Consider the following 18,621-nt stretch of genomic DNA (forward strand, 5'->3'; position numbering starts at 1 on the left):
TGAAAAGAGGCTGAATCACTCACGATTCAGCCTCTTTCCTCTCTATTCTCCATGGTGTGAAATCAAATGGTGAATCCGGTAGGTGCGTCTTTCACGACAACGAGTACCTTCCCTTGATCTAACTTTTCTTCGAGACGCTCTGATTCTTCTTTTGTGAAGCCGAGCTCCTGAAAATCGGCTCGCAGTTCATCTCCTTTTTTGCGGAACACGTTTTTGGCAGCTGTCCCCAAACCGACGTCACTTGCTGAGACGGTGTTCGCATCGGCATTGTCCGCGACACGCTTACTTCGATCATCGTCATGTGTGATGACGTAGATGTTAGATTCATCAATCCCATTTGTTTTCATCGATTGAACGGCGGTAACGACTTCTTCATCATTTGTAAATTCTTTGTACAAAACTGACATGTCTATTCTCCTCCTTCAATTCTACTACATTATTAGTTATTACCTTCCTTCCTGTTCTTCACACATTAAAAAACGATGACAAACGTCATCGTTTTGTTAAACGGCAGGTTCCTGCCCTTTTCGCTTTTTCAATTCTTCTAATAAAATGTTCGATTCATTGAATGGAATCGACTGGCGACCAATCCGTTCGATGTGGTCATGTCCTTTCCCAACGACCACGACACGCTTTCCTTCTAACGCTTGCGTGGCCGCATGGCGCAGGGCTTCTTCCCTTGCTTCAAACGTCACATACTTCACATCCGGTTGGATTCCTTTTACTAAGTCACGAATGATTTGTTTCGGGTCTTCCATGCGGACATCATGTACGGTGACAATCACCTCGTTTGAATAGCGGCTTGCGATTCGTCCCATATCTTGACGTTTCGTGGGATCTCGGTCTCCTGCCGCACTTAACACGACGACAAGTGCACGGTCGTCTTGTTGCAATGTAGACAAACATTTCTCTAGCCCGTCTGGTGTATGAGCATAGTCGATATATATCTCGGCATCCTCTGTAGCTAAACGTTCCAACCGCCCTTTTGGCAAGGTGAGTCCTGGAACATTTGAAACGATGGTCCGTAGCGCCATATCCGAAGTCGACACAAGTCCGATGGCCGCCGCTAAGTTCGCTGCGTTGAACGCCCCCATGAATCGGACGGGCACTTCGAGCTTGAACTCCTTCATCCTGACGAGTACCGTTTCTTCACGCCAAATCACTTGGATGTCGGCCTCGATGTCCTCTTTTGTACTATACATAATGGCTTGACGTGTCGGCGCAAACTCAGCCATGACATGACTAGCCGGATCTTCCGCATTTAACACAATCGCCTCACCATTCGTCACTTCCACCTGTTCAAACAATCGCGCTTTGGCCCGGGCATACTCATCCATCGAACGATGATAGTCTAAATGATCATGCGTCAAATTCGTAAACGCAGCAGCATGAAAGTGTATTCCCGCTACGCGACCTTCCATTAAGGCATGCGATGATACCTCGAGTACGCAATCCGTGACGCCTGCATCGACCATCTCTGCTAAGATGCGATGTAAGACGACGGCTTCTGGTGTCGTATTGGCAGTCTCAACCGTTTGATTATGAAAACGCGCGCCAATCGTACTAACGATTCCGACACGACGTCCTGAAAGACGCAACAAATCATAAGTCAATGTCGCCGTCGTAGTTTTTCCATTCGTTCCTGTCACACCGTATATACGCATCCGATGAGAGGGGTGATCATAAAATACACTCGCAACCTCTCCTGCCGTCTGTTTCGTATCGGCAACAACCACATTCGGAACATCGAGATCGAGTGGATATTCTGAGATGACCGCACTCGCACCGTTGGCGACGGCGTCCTCCGCGAACTTATGACCGTCAACCGTATAACCGCGAATGCAAATAAAGACATTCCCTGAACTGACCTTTCTGGAATCGGTTTCGACTCCGGTCACCCATGGATCAAAAATGTCATCCATCTCATTTTGTAAAATGGCGGATAAACGTTTCGTTCTCATGCTGTGTACGTCCTTTCTCATGGGTGTCGCTAGGTTCATAAAACCTTATCGTCATGTTACTAGATTTTAACGGCAATTGAGATGACAAATATATTACTTCCCGTTTTCAAAGAAAAGCAATCACTTCACAAAAAAAACCTAGACGTTGCACTCACGTACTAGGTTCCTCCATTTTGAATGCTAAATTGTATTTTAGTAGCTCCGCCTCAAGGACAAAAAGGGCATTCGGTCCGATTCCATGCCAACTCGCAACCTCACGGCGTGTATAGGGACACAATTCATGCAGAGACTCGATTCCTTTAGCGACTAGTGCCCTTTTAGCTGGCGCTGCTAACGTTGGTAAGGCAATCATCCAATCTCCGCCTTTCGCTTTCTAAATCGTTCGTTGATGGGAAGACAGGCAAGAACTTGCTCGATTCGAAACGTTCGTCTCGCTTGTTTATTCAAATCCCATGCCACCACGTACTCTCCTTGCACTTTAATCAGTTTGACCCGCCGCTCTGAAAATGTCCCATATCGATCGACATACACCATTTCTGTGACTTGTCCCGAACGCATCCATCGTAACAATTCTTCTCTCATCCTGTTTTCCCTCCTTTATTTTCATTATACAGAACATTTGTTCCTATTTCTATTGATAAGCTGTTCGCTGATTCAAATTTCGATTATGATGAAGGAAATCAAATGAGAGAGGAAAAAACCGATGACTTATGTATTATTACTGATCTTGGCTGCCTTTTTATTCGGGGCAATGATTTTCGCTGCGCTCGCGTTACCAAACCTTCGCAACATTTTATTCAATCGTGGCAGTTTGTTCAATCAACAGAGTGAAACCGTCACTTGTCCGAAGTGTAAAACATCATTCAAACGCGCGCCGGGAGACGCACAAACTTGTCCGAATTGTTATCACACTTTTTGAATCGTTGAGGGGCATGCATATTCGACCGCAATTCTTCATATTCCTTGGTTTAAATGGGAGCAAATGAGTGAAAGAACAGAGAGGATGCTTTATCTGAGTAAAGTTCCTGATTCTTTTATCGTTGAAACCTTCATTCCATACGAAAGGAGTTGCATATGCTTCCTACACTCGATGAACGCCTGGTCGATCAAATTCGTCTTAAAAATCGCCAAGCCTTAGAACATTTATACTCACGCTATGAAAAACTACTTTATCGATATGCGCTTCATCTGAATGACCATCCTGCAACTGCAGAGGCGGCCTTGACCGATTTATTTTGTCGGATTTGGCAACAACGTCTTCACTTCAATCCACATTCCGAAACGATTCGTGCGACCCTCATCCGTTCATTAGAGGAAATCATGCACTATATGAAAGAGGACAAATCAGATTCCAATACTTCTAAAATCCCTTCTGCATAAGGTTTTGTTGTCATCTCCGGATACATCTGTTTTGCCTGTTCGGTCGCATTGCTCACTAAATAGCCTTTTCCTACATGCGCTAACATCCCAAGGTCATTCCCACTGTCGCCGAACGCATATGTTTCTTTGCGTAAGAAGGAAACAGTGGTGCATACATATCGAACACTGGATTCTTTTCCGGCAGGGATTGGATAAAAATCAATATCCCATGCATCCATCGGATCACCCGCTTGCGGATTGCATTGGCTGATGTTGACAGCAATACCTTCTTTATCAGCTAGCATGCGAAGCGTTTCGCTCCAAGACCCGATTTGGTCACGGATGTAATAGCTACGGATCCAAGGACTCGTCCCAAAACCCGGTTGCGCTTCTAGTTCAATCCGCATCTGTTCAATCTGTGACGCAACACGTTCCACACGAGATATAAAATCACTCGGGAATAACGCTTGATAGGATTCTTCTAAAGAAAACGTTCCGTCTACGTCAATATGATACAATTCCGTACCTAAACTTGAAGCGATACGGTGAGGCCAAAAGCGAAGGTTTGCCTGTTCAACTTTTTCACGTAGCGATTTGAGTGAACTACCTGTCACCCACATCGTTGACAATCGATGGGAATATTGTTCCAAAAAATCTTCGAGCCGACGAACGGATGCCAATTGTTCCGGTGTACATGCATGAGGAAAGTAGGTCTCATCAAAATCAAAACATATGAGGATGTGTCCCTCATTCGTAAATCGCTTCATGATATCGTCTCCTTATCGTTTTCTCTTCCTCCTATAGTACAATGAAACAAAGGAGGCATCTTATGATTTCACGAATCTCTCGAGCTTATTGCCAAATGAGTAGCTTGATTACCGGATTTTTTATTGTATTTGCTTTTCTTTTTGGCATTCGCACATACTTCTTATGGACGACGATGAGCTCTCCCTTAACTGCGATTGGCTTGATGCTGATGACGGCGATTGGACTAAGCTTCATCACGTACCAGCTTTCAGAGAAATTAAGATTATTCATCTATTCGAAGCTTCCGGATCAAGCAGTGACATGTTCAATAAATAGTCACACAAAATAGGCATCCATTTTTCGATTTTATACGTTAGATCAATACAAGGGACATCCCTTCTGCGCAAAGGAGTATGTTATGACTGACTTAGAGTTATATGAGCGTGTCAGGAAAAAGGACAAAGAAGCGCTCGAAATATTGTATGATCGATACGAACGCATTTTATACGCATTTGTCCTACAACTGACAAAAGATCGTGATTTGGCCGAAGAAGCCATGCAAGAAGTATTCATCAAGCTTTGGCGTGGCGGAGGCGTTTACGATGAGTCAAAAGGAAAATTTCGTTCTTGGCTCTTCACAATGAGCCGTCATGTGGCCATTGATTTAATTCGGAAGCGTAAACCGGATTTACAATTAGATGAATCTTACGCTGAGGCCATCCCTTCCGACTCACCGTCCGTCGAGAAAGAAGTCGAGTGGCAAGAAGAGCGCGCCCAAATCGAGACAGCCATGGCCACATTACCAGCCGAACAACAGCAGGTCGTTCGACTCATGTATTTTCAAGGATTGAGCCAGCAAAAAATTGCTGATGCATGCGGCATCCCGCTCGGAACGGTAAAAGGAAGGATTCGACTGGCGCTAAGGCAACTGAGGAAACAGTTATCCCATGAATTCATCGGAAAGGAGGTAGAACAATGAACGCATGCGACCAATTGATTGACTACTTCAACCAACATTTAACGGAAGAAGAACGAATGAAATTTGAACAACATCTGGCAATGTGTAAAGACTGTCAAGAAGAGCTCGAACAACTTGAAGCTCTTGTCGGTGGCGTCGCGTTCTTGTCTACTCCGACTGAGCCACCCCGAGGCATGAAAGCACGTGTCCTCGATCGTGTATTCGAAGAAGAAGAAGACAATGAACCCGTCATAACAACCGACACTTCTGCATCAGTTCCACCGGCGACACCGTTCAAACAGAAGAAGAAACGGAACGTACCGGTCTGGGGAATGGTCGCTTTAGCAGCGGCACTCCTCCTCTCCTTAATCGGGAATGGATATTTGCTTACCAATCAGTCTGATGCCCCTGCCATCGCGTTAACCGAAACGATTCCACTCGACGGCGAATCGGAAGGGACCGCTTACCTTGCAGAGCAGGACGGTGCGACACAACTGATCGTCCAAACGAATGGTCTAGCCTCACTCGATGCCAATGAGGTATATCAAGTATGGCTATTAAAAGATGGTGCCCCGATTCCGACCGGCGCTTTTGTCACCGATGACAAAGGGAACGGGACGGTTATCTACACACTCGACTCAGATGAAGTCGACGTCGACTGGGATACCGTCGCCGTCACAAAAGAACCGAATCGTGGCAATGAAACGCCACAAGGTGAAATCGTCTTAAGTGCTAGTCTTTAATTCTTGAACCGGACACATCCGCTGTCCGGTTTTTTGTTATGATGAACCAAAGGAGTGAATGGGATGCAAAAACCAAAAATCGGTATTGTCGGACTTGGAAATATCGCTCAAAAAGCGTATTTACCCATCCTTTCGATTCATCCCCGAATCGAGGTAGTCGGTGCCTTTTCCCCGAACACATCTAAGCGAGACATGATTTGCCAAACGTATCGAATGACCTCTTTCGACACGTTGAATGAACTCGCCTCATCCATCGATGCAGCGTTCGTACATAGTTCAACGGAAACTCATTATGACATCGTATCGTATTTATTAGAACACGGCGTCGATGTTTATGTTGATAAGCCCCTCGCCGCAACAATCGAGGAAGCGGAGCAGCTCGTCATTCAAGCCGAACGTCTTGGGCGTAAATTGATGGTCGGGTTCAATCGACGTTTCGCTCCGATGTATATGCGTCTACAAAACGAGTCCTCTGCTCACATGATTGATGTGGTAAAACATCGCGAGAATGACGTCGGCCCTAAGGATGCGACCTTCACCTTACTCGATGATTACTTACATGTCATTGATACGCTACGTTTCCTCGCTGGTAATAAGCTAACACTCGTCTCAGGTCACGTCGAAGTCAATGACAAGCATGAGCTTCGATTCGCCCGCCACGTGTGGCAAGATGAGCACGGAATGCACACGACATCGATGCACCGTTCAGCAGGAGTGAACCATGAGCACGTCTCGATCGTCCGGGATGGCGAACGATTGTCTGTCGAAGAGATGGTCACGCTACATCGTTTCAAGCAAGGTCGGCATGAGGTCGAAACGTTCGGGTCGTGGGACACGACACTCACGCAACGTGGTTTCCAGGGCGCGATTGACCACTTCATTTCCGCACTCATCGATGATACAGCGATTTCAACAGACGGTCGTGTTGCCCTTGAGACACAACGACTTGTCACAAATCTAATCAAGTGAAGGAGGGCTATATATGGATTTCTTTTTCTACATCATGGTTATGGTGATTGTCGTCTCGTCAGTCGGTGCCAATACGATTATCAAAACGAGAGAAGCACGTGTCGAAGAACGACGATTGAAGATCGAAGAAGAGAAACTCGTGATCCAACGGCTTGAACTCGAGATGAAGCGCGAACAAGACAAACTCGACCATCATGGATTTTAATCAAAAGCGGTCACCCTCCAAAATGAGGGCGACCGCTTTGCCATTACAGATGACGATTTGAAATCGGCAGTTGTTCTCTTCGTTCCGCGAGCGTCGACCACGTCACAGCCGTCATGATACAACCGGCACCGATAAAGAAGTTAAGATGGAGCGTTTCGTTCAAAACGAGCCACCCGAGCGTCCCGCCAACCAAGGGTTGAAAGAAGAAAAAGAGTGACCCGACACTCGCATCCATTAACTCGAGTCCTTTGTTCCAGAAGAAAAACGCTCCTGCCGTCGATACGACACCGATATAGAGAACACTAAGCCAAAGGACGCCATTTAACTTTGGCCAACCTGTTTGCATGACCTCTATACTCATCAAAGGCGTCATCAATAACCAGGCGACTCCAATCGCAAATGTCGTGAGCGTCAAGGTCGACAACGTCTGTGTGCCGATTTTTACATAAATCGACATGAGCGCCCACGTCACGGCAGCTAGAACAAGTATGAAACTGCCTACTCGATACGTCCCTTCCCCTTCCCAACCAACCACGATGAGAACACCGACCGTTGCCAATCCAAGTGCTCCAATCTTGACAGGAGTCAGTCGTTCCTTCAATAGGATTCGGGCAAATAACACCATGAAAGCTGGCGTCGCTGCGGTCACAAGGGACCCGGTATGTGCATCCGATAGCTTCGTTCCGATAAATTGAAACGAAATCGAGGCAACGTATCCGATGACACCGACAAGTCCGATCCATTTCCAATCTGCCCTTCGAATCGATTCTCGTCCAAACCGAAACCAAACGACGAATAAGACCATAAATGCAACAGCGTATCGTAACCAGACGAACGTGAACGGTTCAATATATGCGAGTGCATATTTACTGACCACATACATTCCTCCCCATATACTCGCCGCAAGGGTCAAACTGAGTGCTCCTAGCCATTCTTTCCTCATTTTCTCGCCTCCTCAATGGCGACTATATACGACGCCTTCGCTTCGATTCCCTCTATTTTCATTGTCAGGTAGATGAAAAACGCTTACAATCAAGATATAGATTGAATGAAAGGAGGGAGAAAGGTGAAATTTGTCGGACGTACGCATTGGACAACTGAACATTTGTACATTTTGCGTGCGATTTTTCACGATGTCGCTTAATCAAGGGACCCGTCTGTCCTTTTTTAGACATTGCTGAATATACGACAAAGCGCCTCTCTCTTTCTAAACCGAGCGCTTCTTTGCGCTCGGTTTTTTTGATAGGCCCTAACCTTAGGAGGAACCTATTATGTTGATCGATCTTCAACACATTCAAAAACAATACGGCGGGCACGCCGTTCTCACAGATGCGAATTTATTCATGAACGAAAACGAACGAGTCGGTCTTGTCGGCCGAAACGGTAGTGGCAAAACGACGCTATTACGAATCCTTGTCGGCTCTGAAGAGCATGACGCCGGTACGATTTACCGCCGACAACGACTCTCTATCGGCTATTTGGTGCAGCTTCCTGACTACCCTGGACGCAGTGGTCGTGAGGTCCTCTATACTGCTTTTGAGGAAGTGACTCGCCTGAGTGAAAAAATGTCTTCCCTCGAGCAAGAGATGGCGACGTCCGAACAGCTCGAACGCCTTCTCGAATCATACGGTGCCATTCAAGAACAATTCGAACATGCGGGTGGATATGTCTACGAGTCAAAAATCAGCGCAATGATTGATGGACTCAAATTGACCTCATTCGTGGACCAACCGTTTGATACGCTAAGCGGTGGCGAGCGTACAAAAATCGGTCTCGCGTTGGCGCTTCTTCAGGAACCAGAGCTACTCATTTTAGATGAACCGACGAACCATCTAGATTTAGAAGCGATGACATGGCTCGAATCCTATTTACAGGATTATGCTTCAGCGCTCCTCATCGTCTCCCATGACCGGGTCTTTTTAGATGCGGTCGCCACGCGAATCGTCGAGTGCGAGGATGGAGAATTGACGAGTTATCCTGGGAATTATACGGACTTCGTTGCCCAAAAAGAAAAACAGTTGCTTGACCAGTTTCACGCTTACACGGAGCAACAGAAGAAAATCAAAAAAATGAAGGAAACGATCCGGCAGTTGCGGCAATGGGCCAACGAGGGCAATCCGCCGAATGAAAAGTTCTATCGTCGCGCCAAATCGATGGAAAAGGCTCTCGAACGAATTGAACGAATCAAGCGACCACAACTCGAAGCCGAGCAACCGAATATCCAGTTCACGACGAACGGGCGAACCGGGCGCGACGTCTTCGAAGTATATGATATGACACTTATCTATGATCGTCCTCTATTTGAAGACGTGCACTTCTACACAGGGTACGGGGAACGCGTCGCCATCGTCGGACCGAACGGGAGTGGAAAGTCTTCGCTTTTGAAAATATTGCTCGGTGAAGTTATCCCGCAAGCCGGAACCGTAAGGCGAGCCGACCAAGCCAAAATCGGCTATCTATCGCAACACATCACATTCGACGAATCTCATCGCTTAATCGAGGCGTTTCGGGACCGGATCGCAGTCGATGAAGGCAAAGCGAGACACCTTCTCGCTCAATTTCTGTTTTACGGCGCGAGTGTGTTTAAACCGGTCACGAATTTGAGCGGCGGGGAGAAGATGCGACTCATGCTTGCCATCCTCGTCCATGAAGAAATCAATGTCCTTGTCCTAGATGAGCCGACGAACCACCTCGATATCGAATCGAGAGAGGCACTTGAAGAGGCACTCGAACATTTCCCTGGAACGGTCGTTACGGTTTCCCATGACCGCTACTTCTTGAATAAGCTGTTCCCTATCACGTATTGGCTCGACGGGACGATGACACGTTTCGAAGGTAACGTCGCCTATGCCCTCGACAAACGTGGACAGGAATCGAAAGATGAACCTAAAACGGAACACATCAAACAATCAAAATCGCTGAAGCAGACGAAACCTGCTCCATCTACGGTTGATGAGGAAACTTACCTAACCCAATTAGAGACAGAACATCGGGTACTGCTCCAACGGATGAATGAATTGGATGACCTTGATGAATTGATGGCGTTACAACGACAAGTTGATGCATTGCAAGAAGAAATCGATGACGTGATGACACGTTTGCTCGAATCTTTATAACCTAATATAGAGAAGCGGCACCCAATCAAGGGCGCCGCTTCTTTTGCTCGAATCGAATCTGTATGAAATAGCCGATGACCGCGATAGCCATCAACCCAATTGGGAGTATGCGGTAAAGACCTTCCATCGTTCCCGTTGTCAAAAGAATCACTCCACTAAGGAACGTTCCGAACCAATATAGCTTTGGCATATGATCCCTCCATCGGTTGCATTCACTCAATAGGATACCACAAGAAAAGCGCCCTCACTCGGCGCTTTTCTTGATTCTCTAGTCCCCGGACTTTCATCCAACCAAGCCCTCGCTCGATTGACCGTCCCATCCATGATTTGGTTCGACTAGAGATGTCCAAGCCAACGTGACGCATCATTCCAATCCGTTCATCGTCCATTGGTTCACCAATTGTTTTTCATTCGAAAACATGAAATCGAATAGGTGACTCATAGACATTTTGATCGAATGGGCACGAGAGGACTTGGCACCTATGATGTCCACTTCTGACGCGGATCATGTGGAATTCCGTATACAAACAGTCTGTCTGGTATACTTGCTCCGATGGCAAGCAGAGGCCGACGTATCATCGTTTGGAATGCACGATTCACGTTCATATGGACTTTGCCCATCCCTTTCATCCATAAGCGACAGGTGACGAAAGTGCCTCCCCGTTCCCCGACTCATTTCAGAAAGTGAATGGTTACATGTATACAATATCCGTTTTAAGTGAGATTCAATCCTCGTTCACGACTTCTCCATAATCCAATTCATACATAATGCGTCAGCGCATAAGCGACCCCGTCCTCTTCTACATCCTTTGTAATATGCGTGCTCAAATCTTTTAACGGATCCACAGCATTCCCCATCGCAATCCTTGTTTCTGCCACTTCGAACATCGACACATCATTCAGATTGTCTCCGATGGCGACGACATCACGCATCGGAATCTGATAATGCTCAGCTAGCTGTTTCAATGCTGCACCTTTACTCGCATGAGGATGTCCGATTTCAATTTTCGTCCACCCTGCTGTCGTAATCAAAATATCGTTCCGCGGTTCATAGATTTTACGCAACCGGTGTAGCTTTTGGCGATCGAACGAATAAACAAATACTTTGTACACTTCATCTCGTGCAAAGTCGATGTCTGCCATCGAATCCATATACGTCAGACCGAATTGCTCATTTTGAATTTCAATCTCACGTTCCGCCCACTCGCGAGTGAACGATTGATCGTGTGGCAACACCTCATCGAGTTCCCGCTTCAGTAAATCGCTTCCTGAACGGAGAACCTTCACTCCCGCATTCGTATAAAATTCAACGTACGCATCGTCCGCATCAGCGATTTCCCACAGTTCATCTACGATTGTCTGATCCATCGCATGATAGTAAATTCGCTCGTTCTCATAGAACCCGATTGCTCCGTTACCTGACAAAATCGGACAGACGAGGTCACTTCGCTTCAACAGCTCCTCGATATCATGAATCGAACGTCCTGAACAAATCGTGACGATATCACCCTGTTCTTGCCGACGACGAATCGCCTCCTGGTTTGCCTTTGTAATCACGCCTGTGCGCGATAACAGCGTCCCGTCTAAATCAATCGCAATCAATTTCATATCGTTCCCTCCTCTTTGGTTCTTTTCCCGATTCAACTATACAAAACACGATGAAATGCGTCTCCTGTTTGCAATGTGAAGATTAGGGAACCGTTTATTAATGCTACATAATTTTTTTGAAAGGGGACATCTATGAAGGATTCTAAACAAAAGCCACGTTTGAATCGCGTCTTTTACATCTCAGCAAGTTTGATCGCCTTACTCGTTCTATTCGGAGCCATTGCCCCAACATCATTCGCTTCAATCGCAGGATCTATTTTTAACTTTACAACTCGCTCGTTCGGTTGGTTCTATTTACTTTCCGTATTCTTGTTTGTGCTCTTTTTAGTCTTTTTAGCGTTCAGTAAATACGGAAAAATCCGTCTCGGGAAGGATGACGATCGCCCTCAATATCCGTTCTTTACTTGGATCGGCATGTTATTCTCCGCGGGATTCGGTGTTGGACTCGTCTTTTGGGGTGTTGCCGAGCCGATGAGTCATTTCTTTACGCCACCTTATACGGATACGGAGGCATTGACGGTCGAAGGGGCACGCCTCGCGATGGCCTATTCGTTCTTCCATTGGGGTGTCAGTCAATGGTCTGTCTTTGCGATTGTCGGACTGATCATCGCCTATTTCCAGTTTCGTCGTAATGCGGACGGGCTCATCTCGACTAGCCTCTCACCACTTATAAAAGAACGACCGTACAAACAACCGTTGAACCAGACGATTGATATTTTAGCGGTCATTGCCACCGTCATGGGTGTCGCGACGTCGCTTGGTTTAGGTGTTCTTCAAATCAATGGCGGACTGAACAGCGTGTTCGGGCTCCCGAACACCGCTTGGATGCAAGTCGCCATCATCGTCGTCTTGACCGCTCTCTTTTTAACATCGACGACGACAGGGCTCGATCGTGGCATCAAGTGGTTGAGTAACATCAACTTAGGTACCGCACTCGTGTTGATGGTCTTCGTCTTCTTTGCCGGTCCTACCATTTTCATTTTAGAAACCTTGACGCTCGGTCTAGGTGACTACTTACAAAATTTCATTCGCTATAGTCTTCGTCTACAACCGTATCAACAGGGGACGTGGGTCCGGGATTGGACAATCTTTTATTGGGCATGGGCCATCGCCTGGTCCCCATTTGTCGGAGCGTTCGTCGCACGTGTCTCACGAGGCCGTACCATTCGTGAATTCATCGTCGGTGTCCTCATCGTTCCTCCGTTCATCGCGCTCCTTTGGATTGCCGTATTCGGGGGCACTGCCCTACATCTAGATTTATTCGAAGGGACTTCCATCGCTGAAGCCGTCAATGCTGACGTGACGAGCGCATTGTTCGTGACGTTTGCCGAGCTCCCGTTCAGTTTCATCCTGTCCGTCTTGTCGATTCTCTTGATTTTGACGTTCTTGATCACGTCTGCCGATTCTGCTACCTACATTATCAGTAGTATGACGACGAATGGTAGCTTGAATCCACCCCTCCACGTTCGAATCGCCTGGGGGGTTCTGTTAGGAGGAATCGCTGCCGTCTTATTGATTGCGAGTGGCTTAGAAGGACTTCAAACTGCGTCGTTGATTTCCGCCTTGCCCTTCGCGATTATTCTTCTGCTGATGGTGTTCACATTATTTAAGTTACTCCGACAAGAGAACGTACGAAAAATAAAATAAGCTGTATTTTTAAACGCTCGGGAAGATCCTTGAGCGTTTTTTAGTTTGACTCGCCGACATCTCGTTGTTTGTTGACTTCCTTATGTCCGATTGCTACGATTTTGACAACGTATAAGCTTTAAAGGGGGAATATGGGGAGATGAACGATTTCACACGTGCTTACGCACAACAACTGGACAAACAAGACCCGCTCGCATCATATCGGGAAGAATTTTACTTACCGGAAGACGGGATTTATATGGATGGGAATTCACTCGGGCTCTTATCGAAACGAGCCGAGCGTACGCTCCTTGAATCGCTCGCGGACTGGAGAGAGCTCGGGATCGATGGTTGGATGTCCGGTCGCCATCCTTGGTTCAACTTGTCCGAAGAGCTGGCTGCATTGAACGCGCCGCTCATCGGTGGAAAGTCGGAAGAAGTAATGGTCACCGGTTCGACGACCGTGAACTTGCATCAACTTGTCGCTTCGTTTTTCAAACCAGAAGGCAAACGAACGAAGATTTTGGCAGACGCCCTCACGTTCCCGTCTGATATTTACGCCTTGAAGAGTCAGCTCGAACTTCGTGGACTCGACCCATCAGAGCACCTCGTCCAAGTCAACAGTCCAGATGGGCGCTTCTTAGCAGAAGACGACTTGATTGCCGCGATGACTGACGAAATCGCCCTCATCGTATTACCGACCGTCCTCTATCGGAGTGGTCAGATTTTAGATATGGCTCGTCTAACGAAAGCGGCACACGAGCGTGGAATTTTGATCGGCTTCGATGCCTGTCACTCCGTCGGCGCCATCCCTCATGACTTCCACGACTGGGGTGTCGACTTCGCATACTGGTGCAACTATAAACATTTGAACGGGGGTCCGGGAACGGTCGGGGGCTTATTCGTTCATGAACGTCACTTCGGCACGACACCTGGACTCGCCGGATGGTTCGGTTCGCGCAAAGATAAACAGTTCGATATGGACCATACGATGACACCGGCCGAACATGCCGGTGCGTTCCAAATCGGAACACCACACGTTATGAGTCTTGCTCCTCAACTTGGCGCGCTTGAGATGTTCAACGAGGTCGGGATGGAAGCGATTCGTCAAAAATCACTCGCGCTCACGACGTATATGATGGATTTGATCGAAGAGATGCTCGCACCTCACGGATTCTTCATCGGTAGCCCGACTGACACACGACAGCGCGGCGCTCATTTGAGCCTCGAGCATCCCGAAGCGGCACGCATCTGTAAAGCGTTGAAGAAACATCACATCATCCCTGACTTCCGCGCACCGAATATCATCCGTCTCGCACCGGTCGCACTATATAATACGTTTACCGACGTATATCACGTGATCTTGACGTTGAAGAAAATCATGGACGACAAAGAATATGAGGCGTTCGAGAACGTCCGCGAAGTGGTCGCATAAGGGGGAACTGTCATGAGTGAACGCACAGAACATAAAGTAGAAAAATCGATTCAAACGGATTTCTCAAAAGACATGTCGTACGGGGACTATCTCCAACTCGACCCGATTTTATCAAGTCAACATCGCCTTTCTGACCATCATGATGAGATGCTGTTCATCATCATCCACCAGACGAGCGAGTTGTGGATGAAACTCATTTTGCATGAATTGACAGCAGCCACGACGGCCATCACGAACGGCGAACTCGAACGTTCGTTCAAGATGCTCGCCCGCGTCTCGAAGATTCAGCAACAACTCATCCAGTCATGGGGCGTTCTCGCGACGTTGACGCCGGCCGAGTATTTAGAGTTCAGAGACCAACTCGGCTCGTCCTCTGGTTTTCAATCTTACCAGAACCGACAAATCGAATTCGCGCTCGGCTTCAAAAACGCACGGACGCTCAGTGTTTACGCGCACGATAAAAAACTGTATCCATTGCTCGAAGGCTCGCTACAAGCTCCTAGTATTTACGATGTGACCGTCCGCGAAATGCATCGTCGGGGTCTATCGATTGATGCGAGCGTGCTCGAACGTGATGTCACCCAGGATTGGGAATGGAATGAAAGTGTCGAGAAGGCATGGGTCGAAGTCTATCGAGACGTCGACACGTATTGGGACTTATATGAGCTCGGTGAAAAGCTACTCGATATCGGGAGTCAGCAACAGATGTGGCGCTTTAACCATATGAGCACCGTGGAACGCATTATCGGACAGAAGATGGGGACAGGTGGTTCGTCTGGCGTGAACTACTTACGTCGCGTGCTCGATCATCGCTTCTTCCCAGAACTGTGGACGGTCCGGACATCACTATAAGAGGAGCTGAACAAAATGACTTGGATTGATGTATCACAGCCACTTCATGCCGATGTTGCGACATGGCCGGGAGATACAAAATTTTCATATGAAATCTCGTGGCCGATGGCAGAGAGTGGTTCGGTCAATGTCGGGAAGATGACATTGAGTTTACATCTCGGGACCCACATCGATGCACCGTTTCATTTTGACGACCATGGGAAGCGCGTGATCGACCTCAATCCGTCCGTATATATCGGACCAGCCCGTGTGATTCATCTACCGCATAAGGCAAAGATTGAAGCATCTGATTTGGATGGACACGATTTGACTGGGGTGGAACGCCTCATCTTAAAAACGGATGGTTGGTCCGATAAGAGCGTCTTCCCAGAGACGATTCCTGAACTGACACCCGCTCTTGCCGATCGTCTCGGAGAACTCGGAATCTTCTTGATCGGACTCGACTTACCGTCCGTTGATGCGATTGACAGTAAAGAGATGAGCGGCCATCACGCGTTAGCACGAAATGGTGTGCATATCCTAGAAGGACTCGTTTTAGACAATATCTTACCGGGAGATTACGATTTGAATGCCGTCCCTCTCCCAATCGTCGAAGGGGATGGAAGTCCCGTTCGCGCATTGCTTCGCCCTATATTGTAAAGAGATAGCCGGAATCGGCTGTCTCTTTTTTGATTAGACAGGGATAGTCCGACGTTTGGCGAAATAGATGAGAAACTCTATTTGAAGAGAGGACATTCGATGAAGATTCTATTATTATCTGGCGGTGATGGAAAAAGACTATGGCCACTTTCGAACAATTCGAATGCCAAACAATTCATTCGTTTATTGCCTAGCAGAGATGGAACGAAACAATCAATGCTTGAAAGAGTTTATAATCAACTAAAAACACAAGATTTAGACACTAACGCTTTCATTATCACAAATGTTCAGCAAAAAGATTGTGTCATTCATCAAGTTGGTACAGATACTAATATCATTTCCGAACCAACTCGTCGTGATACATTTCCCGCTATCGTTCTCGGGGCAAGCTATTTAAACGAGCAACATGTGCCTCTGGATGAAACGGTACTTGTGATGCCGGTCGATGCTTACGTCGACCTCCGCTTCTTTGAATATTTCCCTCAAGTCGATGAAGCAGTCCAAGCGAACGATGATGCTTTGCATCTAATTGGGGTCACACCCCTTCATCCGACATCAAAATACGGATATATCGTTCCAGACGAGACGGCCCAAATGTCCTCGGTTCGCCTATTTCAGGAAAAACCGACCGTCGATGTAGCAGAACAGTTGATTGGACAAGGTGCCCTTTGGAACTGTGGAATCTTTGCTTGCAAGTTACATCTGTTACTTGATGAACTAGCAGAACGAAACTTACCGACAACTTATTCAGACCTCACTTCACGCTATGACGAATTAGAAAAGACTTCGTTTGACTATGCCGTTGTCGAACATGCAGAGTCGGTATTCGTTCACCGCTACGATGGCGATTGGAAAGACTTAGGAACATGGAACACATTGACTGAAGAAATGACGTCCACAACTCACGGTCAAGTCGAACTGTTCGAATCGACGAACACGCATGTGATCAATGAATTGAACCTTCCTTTGATTGGGATTGGGCTAGAAGACCTTGTCGTCGCCGTCAACGCGGATGGAATTCTCGTCTCGAAGAAAGAGGCGACCCCGCAGCTGAAAGATTATCTCGCCTCATCCGACGACTATCCAAAATTCAAATGGAAGCGATGGGGGCAGTCGGAAGTCATCCATCATGAGACACTCGCCGATGGGCATCACAGTGTGACACGTCGCATGCTCGTTCAAGCAGGGAAAGAACTCAGTTACCATTATCATGAAGAGACCGATACAATTTGGACGATTCTCCAAGGCACAGCAATCGTGACGATTGATGGAGAATCATTTGAGGTAAGACCGACCAATGCCATCTCAATTCAACGCGGAAAAGCACATATGTTAAAAGCAAGCGAAACCGTCATTTTAATAGAAGTGCAGTACTCTTTAAAATATATGAACAACGATACACAATTTCTCATTTCCCCATATAAATAAAAATGACCTCACGAGCTCTACCCGAAATCAAGGCATCGTGAGGTTTCTTCTTACTTATTTGATTAATTCGAGTTCGACCGGAATGTTTTCCTCTACTGTTTCACCTTTCAGGTGGTTGATTGCCGCTTCTACACCCAACTTCCCAATCTCAGCTGGTTTTTGGGCAACCGTTGCTGCCATCGTCCCACCTTCGACCGCTTTGACGGCATCGTCTGTCGCATCGAATCCGATGACCTTCACGTCACTCATTCCAGCCGCTTCGAGTGCTTGAACGGCCCCGAGTGCCATCTCATCGTTATGTGCGAATACAGCGACGATGTCTTTATTGTCCTGTAAGATGTTCTCCATGACCGTCAATCCTTCTGCACGGTCAAAGTTTGCCGATTGTTTTGCCACGACTTCCAATTTCCCATCGATGGCTTCGTTGAATCCTTGTCCGCGGTCACGTGTCGCAGACGCTCCTGGAATCCCCTCGAGCTCGACGACTTTTTGCCCTTCGCCTACGAGTTCGACCATGTAGTCACCCGCCAACTGTCCACCTGCGACGTTATCTGATGCCACGTGGGCGACGACGTCCCCTGTTTCAGCGTTACGGTCTACCGTGATGACGGGAATGCCTGCATCGTTCGCTGCTTGTACCGCCGCGCCGACTGCTTCTGAATCTGTCGGGTTGATGAGAATCAAATCCATCCCCTTTTGAATCATATCTTCGACGTCATTCACTTGCTTCGCCGCGTCGTTTTGCGCATCCGCTACCGTCAACGTCGCATCCATTTCGTTCGCCTGTTCTTCTGCGCCTTCTTTCAGTGCGACGAAGAACGGGTTATTCAATGTTGAGATCGATAAGCCGATTTCATAATCGCCATCTTTCGTTTCCGTTTCAGACGATGACCCCGGTTGTTCAGTCGAGCAAGCTGCCATCAGTACCATTGTCAGTGCGAGTAGCCAAGCTGTCCATTTTTTCATGTTCCGTTT

At 47.3% G+C, this 18,621-nt stretch carries 22 protein-coding genes; 12 read left to right on the forward strand and 10 right to left on the reverse strand.

Going from position 1 to position 18,621, the window contains the following annotated elements:
• Positions 1 to 62: 62 nt before the first annotated feature.
• The 4 genes from OKS35_RS10190 to OKS35_RS10205 form a co-directional block, all read right to left on the reverse strand.
• Positions 63 to 407, reverse strand: coding sequence for a general stress protein (locus OKS35_RS10190; protein ID WP_264092999.1), 345 nt, complete (start codon positions 405 to 407; stop codon positions 63 to 65).
• A gap of 96 nt (positions 408 to 503) precedes the next feature.
• The gene (locus OKS35_RS10195) at positions 504 to 1,961 is read right to left on the reverse strand and encodes a UDP-N-acetylmuramoyl-L-alanyl-D-glutamate--2,6-diaminopimelate ligase (protein ID WP_074035489.1); all 1,458 of its coding nucleotides are present in this window, start codon (positions 1,959 to 1,961) and stop codon (positions 504 to 506) included.
• A gap of 151 nt (positions 1,962 to 2,112) precedes the next feature.
• A complete protein-coding gene (locus tag OKS35_RS10200) occupies positions 2,113 to 2,313 on the reverse strand; it encodes a hypothetical protein (protein ID WP_047794766.1) in 201 nt (66 codons plus the stop codon).
• Positions 2,310 to 2,543 (reverse strand): WYL domain-containing protein, encoded by a 234-nt coding sequence (locus tag OKS35_RS10205; RefSeq protein WP_264093000.1) that lies wholly within the window; start codon positions 2,541 to 2,543, stop codon positions 2,310 to 2,312. Before OKS35_RS10205 ends, OKS35_RS10200 begins: the two co-directional genes overlap by 4 nt.
• 121 nt (positions 2,544 to 2,664) lie before the next feature.
• Between OKS35_RS10205 and OKS35_RS10210 the strand changes: the two genes are divergently transcribed.
• Both OKS35_RS10210 and OKS35_RS10215 read left to right on the forward strand, forming a co-directional pair.
• Positions 2,665 to 2,880, forward strand: a complete 216-nt coding sequence (locus OKS35_RS10210; protein ID WP_012727536.1) for a hypothetical protein — start codon at positions 2,665 to 2,667, stop codon at positions 2,878 to 2,880.
• 155 nt (positions 2,881 to 3,035) lie between these two features.
• Positions 3,036 to 3,341, forward strand: a complete 306-nt coding sequence (locus tag OKS35_RS10215; RefSeq protein WP_074035485.1) for an RNA polymerase sigma factor — start codon at positions 3,036 to 3,038, stop codon at positions 3,339 to 3,341.
• Here OKS35_RS10215 and OKS35_RS10220 read toward each other — a convergent pair.
• Both OKS35_RS10220 and OKS35_RS10225 read right to left on the reverse strand, forming a co-directional pair.
• A complete protein-coding gene (locus OKS35_RS10220; protein ID WP_264093001.1) occupies positions 3,287 to 4,087 on the reverse strand; it encodes an HAD family hydrolase in 801 nt (266 codons plus the stop codon). The two genes, OKS35_RS10215 and OKS35_RS10220, sit on opposite strands and share 55 nt — an antisense overlap.
• Before the next feature lie 85 nt (positions 4,088 to 4,172).
• Positions 4,173 to 4,358, reverse strand: coding sequence for a hypothetical protein (locus OKS35_RS10225; protein ID WP_148209475.1), 186 nt, complete (start codon positions 4,356 to 4,358; stop codon positions 4,173 to 4,175).
• Between the two features lie 127 nt (positions 4,359 to 4,485).
• On the opposite strand from OKS35_RS10225, the gene OKS35_RS10230 reads away from it, so the two are divergent.
• From OKS35_RS10230 to OKS35_RS10245, 4 genes are all read left to right on the forward strand, one after another.
• Positions 4,486 to 5,046 carry an RNA polymerase sigma factor gene (locus tag OKS35_RS10230; protein WP_211782130.1) on the forward strand — a complete coding sequence of 187 codons (561 nt, stop codon included), beginning with the start codon at positions 4,486 to 4,488 and terminating at the stop codon, positions 5,044 to 5,046.
• Entirely contained in the window at positions 5,043 to 5,768 is a 726-nt protein-coding gene (locus OKS35_RS10235) for an anti-sigma factor domain-containing protein (protein ID WP_214736433.1), read from the forward strand. The genes OKS35_RS10230 and OKS35_RS10235 overlap by 4 nt, the downstream gene beginning before the upstream one ends.
• A 63-nt stretch (positions 5,769 to 5,831) precedes the next feature.
• Complete coding sequence (locus OKS35_RS10240) at positions 5,832 to 6,737, forward strand: Gfo/Idh/MocA family protein (RefSeq protein ID WP_264093002.1); 906 nt, start codon at positions 5,832 to 5,834, stop codon at positions 6,735 to 6,737.
• 13 nt (positions 6,738 to 6,750) lie between these two features.
• A complete protein-coding gene (locus OKS35_RS10245; protein WP_264093003.1) occupies positions 6,751 to 6,942 on the forward strand; it encodes a hypothetical protein in 192 nt (63 codons plus the stop codon).
• A 43-nt stretch (positions 6,943 to 6,985) separates the two neighbouring features.
• On the opposite strand, the gene OKS35_RS10250 is transcribed toward OKS35_RS10245, so the two are convergent.
• On the reverse strand, positions 6,986 to 7,885 hold the full coding sequence (locus OKS35_RS10250) for a DMT family transporter (protein WP_264093004.1): 900 nt from the start codon (positions 7,883 to 7,885) through the stop codon (positions 6,986 to 6,988).
• 328 nt (positions 7,886 to 8,213) lie between these two features.
• On the opposite strand from OKS35_RS10250, the gene abc-f reads away from it, so the two are divergent.
• Positions 8,214 to 10,058 (forward strand): ribosomal protection-like ABC-F family protein, encoded by a 1,845-nt coding sequence (gene abc-f, locus OKS35_RS10255; RefSeq protein WP_264093005.1) that lies wholly within the window; start codon positions 8,214 to 8,216, stop codon positions 10,056 to 10,058.
• Positions 10,059 to 10,083: 25 nt separating this feature from the next.
• Here the strand turns inward: abc-f and OKS35_RS10260 are convergent, their stop codons facing one another.
• Both OKS35_RS10260 and OKS35_RS10265 read right to left on the reverse strand, forming a co-directional pair.
• Positions 10,084 to 10,248, reverse strand: coding sequence for a hypothetical protein (locus OKS35_RS10260; RefSeq protein ID WP_167365511.1), 165 nt, complete (start codon positions 10,246 to 10,248; stop codon positions 10,084 to 10,086).
• 569 nt (positions 10,249 to 10,817) lie between these two features.
• Entirely contained in the window at positions 10,818 to 11,666 is an 849-nt protein-coding gene (locus OKS35_RS10265) for a Cof-type HAD-IIB family hydrolase (protein WP_074035475.1), read from the reverse strand.
• Positions 11,667 to 11,798: 132 nt separating this feature from the next.
• On the opposite strand from OKS35_RS10265, the gene OKS35_RS10270 reads away from it, so the two are divergent.
• From OKS35_RS10270 to OKS35_RS10290, 5 genes are all read left to right on the forward strand, one after another.
• A complete protein-coding gene (locus tag OKS35_RS10270) occupies positions 11,799 to 13,313 on the forward strand; it encodes a glycine betaine uptake BCCT transporter (protein WP_264093006.1) in 1,515 nt (504 codons plus the stop codon).
• 139 nt (positions 13,314 to 13,452) lie between these two features.
• Complete coding sequence (gene kynU, locus OKS35_RS10275) at positions 13,453 to 14,727, forward strand: kynureninase (RefSeq protein WP_215243582.1); 1,275 nt, start codon at positions 13,453 to 13,455, stop codon at positions 14,725 to 14,727.
• Between the two features lie 12 nt (positions 14,728 to 14,739).
• Complete coding sequence (gene kynA, locus OKS35_RS10280) at positions 14,740 to 15,579, forward strand: tryptophan 2,3-dioxygenase (protein WP_196431377.1); 840 nt, start codon at positions 14,740 to 14,742, stop codon at positions 15,577 to 15,579.
• A 15-nt stretch (positions 15,580 to 15,594) separates the two neighbouring features.
• Positions 15,595 to 16,218 carry an arylformamidase gene (gene kynB / locus OKS35_RS10285; protein WP_215243581.1) on the forward strand — a complete coding sequence of 208 codons (624 nt, stop codon included), beginning with the start codon at positions 15,595 to 15,597 and terminating at the stop codon, positions 16,216 to 16,218.
• Positions 16,219 to 16,317: 99 nt separating this feature from the next.
• Complete coding sequence (locus OKS35_RS10290; protein ID WP_264093007.1) at positions 16,318 to 17,646, forward strand: sugar phosphate nucleotidyltransferase; 1,329 nt, start codon at positions 16,318 to 16,320, stop codon at positions 17,644 to 17,646.
• 54 nt (positions 17,647 to 17,700) lie between these two features.
• Here the strand turns inward: OKS35_RS10290 and rbsB are convergent, their stop codons facing one another.
• Entirely contained in the window at positions 17,701 to 18,612 is a 912-nt protein-coding gene (rbsB, locus tag OKS35_RS10295) for a ribose ABC transporter substrate-binding protein RbsB (protein WP_031421977.1), read from the reverse strand.
• Positions 18,613 to 18,621: the final 9 nt, after the last annotated feature.

The organism is Exiguobacterium sp. N5 (assembly GCF_025842465.1).
Lineage (GTDB): Bacteria > Bacillota > Bacilli > Exiguobacteriales > Exiguobacteriaceae > Exiguobacterium > Exiguobacterium profundum.

Bases quoted from the DNA above. Each gene is read 5' to 3' on its own strand.
- OKS35_RS10210 (WP_012727536.1), top strand. From the start codon at position 2,665: ATGACTTATGTATTATTACTGATCTTGGCTGCCTTTTTATTCGGGGCA.
- rbsB (WP_031421977.1), bottom strand. From the start codon at position 18,612: ATGAAAAAATGGACAGCTTGGCTACTCGCACTGACAATGGTACTGATG.
- OKS35_RS10250 (WP_264093004.1), bottom strand. From the start codon at position 7,885: ATGAGGAAAGAATGGCTAGGAGCACTCAGTTTGACCCTTGCGGCGAGT.
- OKS35_RS10260 (WP_167365511.1), bottom strand. From the start codon at position 10,248: ATGCCAAAGCTATATTGGTTCGGAACGTTCCTTAGTGGAGTGATTCTT.
- abc-f (WP_264093005.1), top strand. From the start codon at position 8,214: ATGTTGATCGATCTTCAACACATTCAAAAACAATACGGCGGGCACGCC.
- OKS35_RS10220 (WP_264093001.1), bottom strand. From the start codon at position 4,087: ATGAAGCGATTTACGAATGAGGGACACATCCTCATATGTTTTGATTTT.
- OKS35_RS10265 (WP_074035475.1), bottom strand. From the start codon at position 11,666: ATGAAATTGATTGCGATTGATTTAGACGGGACGCTGTTATCGCGCACA.
- OKS35_RS10190 (WP_264092999.1), bottom strand. From the start codon at position 407: ATGTCAGTTTTGTACAAAGAATTTACAAATGATGAAGAAGTCGTTACC.
- OKS35_RS10230 (WP_211782130.1), top strand. From the start codon at position 4,486: ATGACTGACTTAGAGTTATATGAGCGTGTCAGGAAAAAGGACAAAGAA.
- kynA (WP_196431377.1), top strand. From the start codon at position 14,740: ATGAGTGAACGCACAGAACATAAAGTAGAAAAATCGATTCAAACGGAT.
- OKS35_RS10240 (WP_264093002.1), top strand. From the start codon at position 5,832: ATGCAAAAACCAAAAATCGGTATTGTCGGACTTGGAAATATCGCTCAA.
- OKS35_RS10195 (WP_074035489.1), bottom strand. From the start codon at position 1,961: ATGAGAACGAAACGTTTATCCGCCATTTTACAAAATGAGATGGATGAC.
- kynB (WP_215243581.1), top strand. From the start codon at position 15,595: ATGACTTGGATTGATGTATCACAGCCACTTCATGCCGATGTTGCGACA.
- OKS35_RS10215 (WP_074035485.1), top strand. From the start codon at position 3,036: ATGCTTCCTACACTCGATGAACGCCTGGTCGATCAAATTCGTCTTAAA.
- OKS35_RS10235 (WP_214736433.1), top strand. From the start codon at position 5,043: ATGAACGCATGCGACCAATTGATTGACTACTTCAACCAACATTTAACG.
- OKS35_RS10225 (WP_148209475.1), bottom strand. From the start codon at position 4,358: ATGAATAATCTTAATTTCTCTGAAAGCTGGTACGTGATGAAGCTTAGT.
- OKS35_RS10290 (WP_264093007.1), top strand. From the start codon at position 16,318: ATGAAGATTCTATTATTATCTGGCGGTGATGGAAAAAGACTATGGCCA.
- OKS35_RS10200 (WP_047794766.1), bottom strand. From the start codon at position 2,313: ATGATTGCCTTACCAACGTTAGCAGCGCCAGCTAAAAGGGCACTAGTC.
- OKS35_RS10270 (WP_264093006.1), top strand. From the start codon at position 11,799: ATGAAGGATTCTAAACAAAAGCCACGTTTGAATCGCGTCTTTTACATC.
- OKS35_RS10245 (WP_264093003.1), top strand. From the start codon at position 6,751: ATGGATTTCTTTTTCTACATCATGGTTATGGTGATTGTCGTCTCGTCA.
- kynU (WP_215243582.1), top strand. From the start codon at position 13,453: ATGAACGATTTCACACGTGCTTACGCACAACAACTGGACAAACAAGAC.
- OKS35_RS10205 (WP_264093000.1), bottom strand. From the start codon at position 2,543: ATGAGAGAAGAATTGTTACGATGGATGCGTTCGGGACAAGTCACAGAA.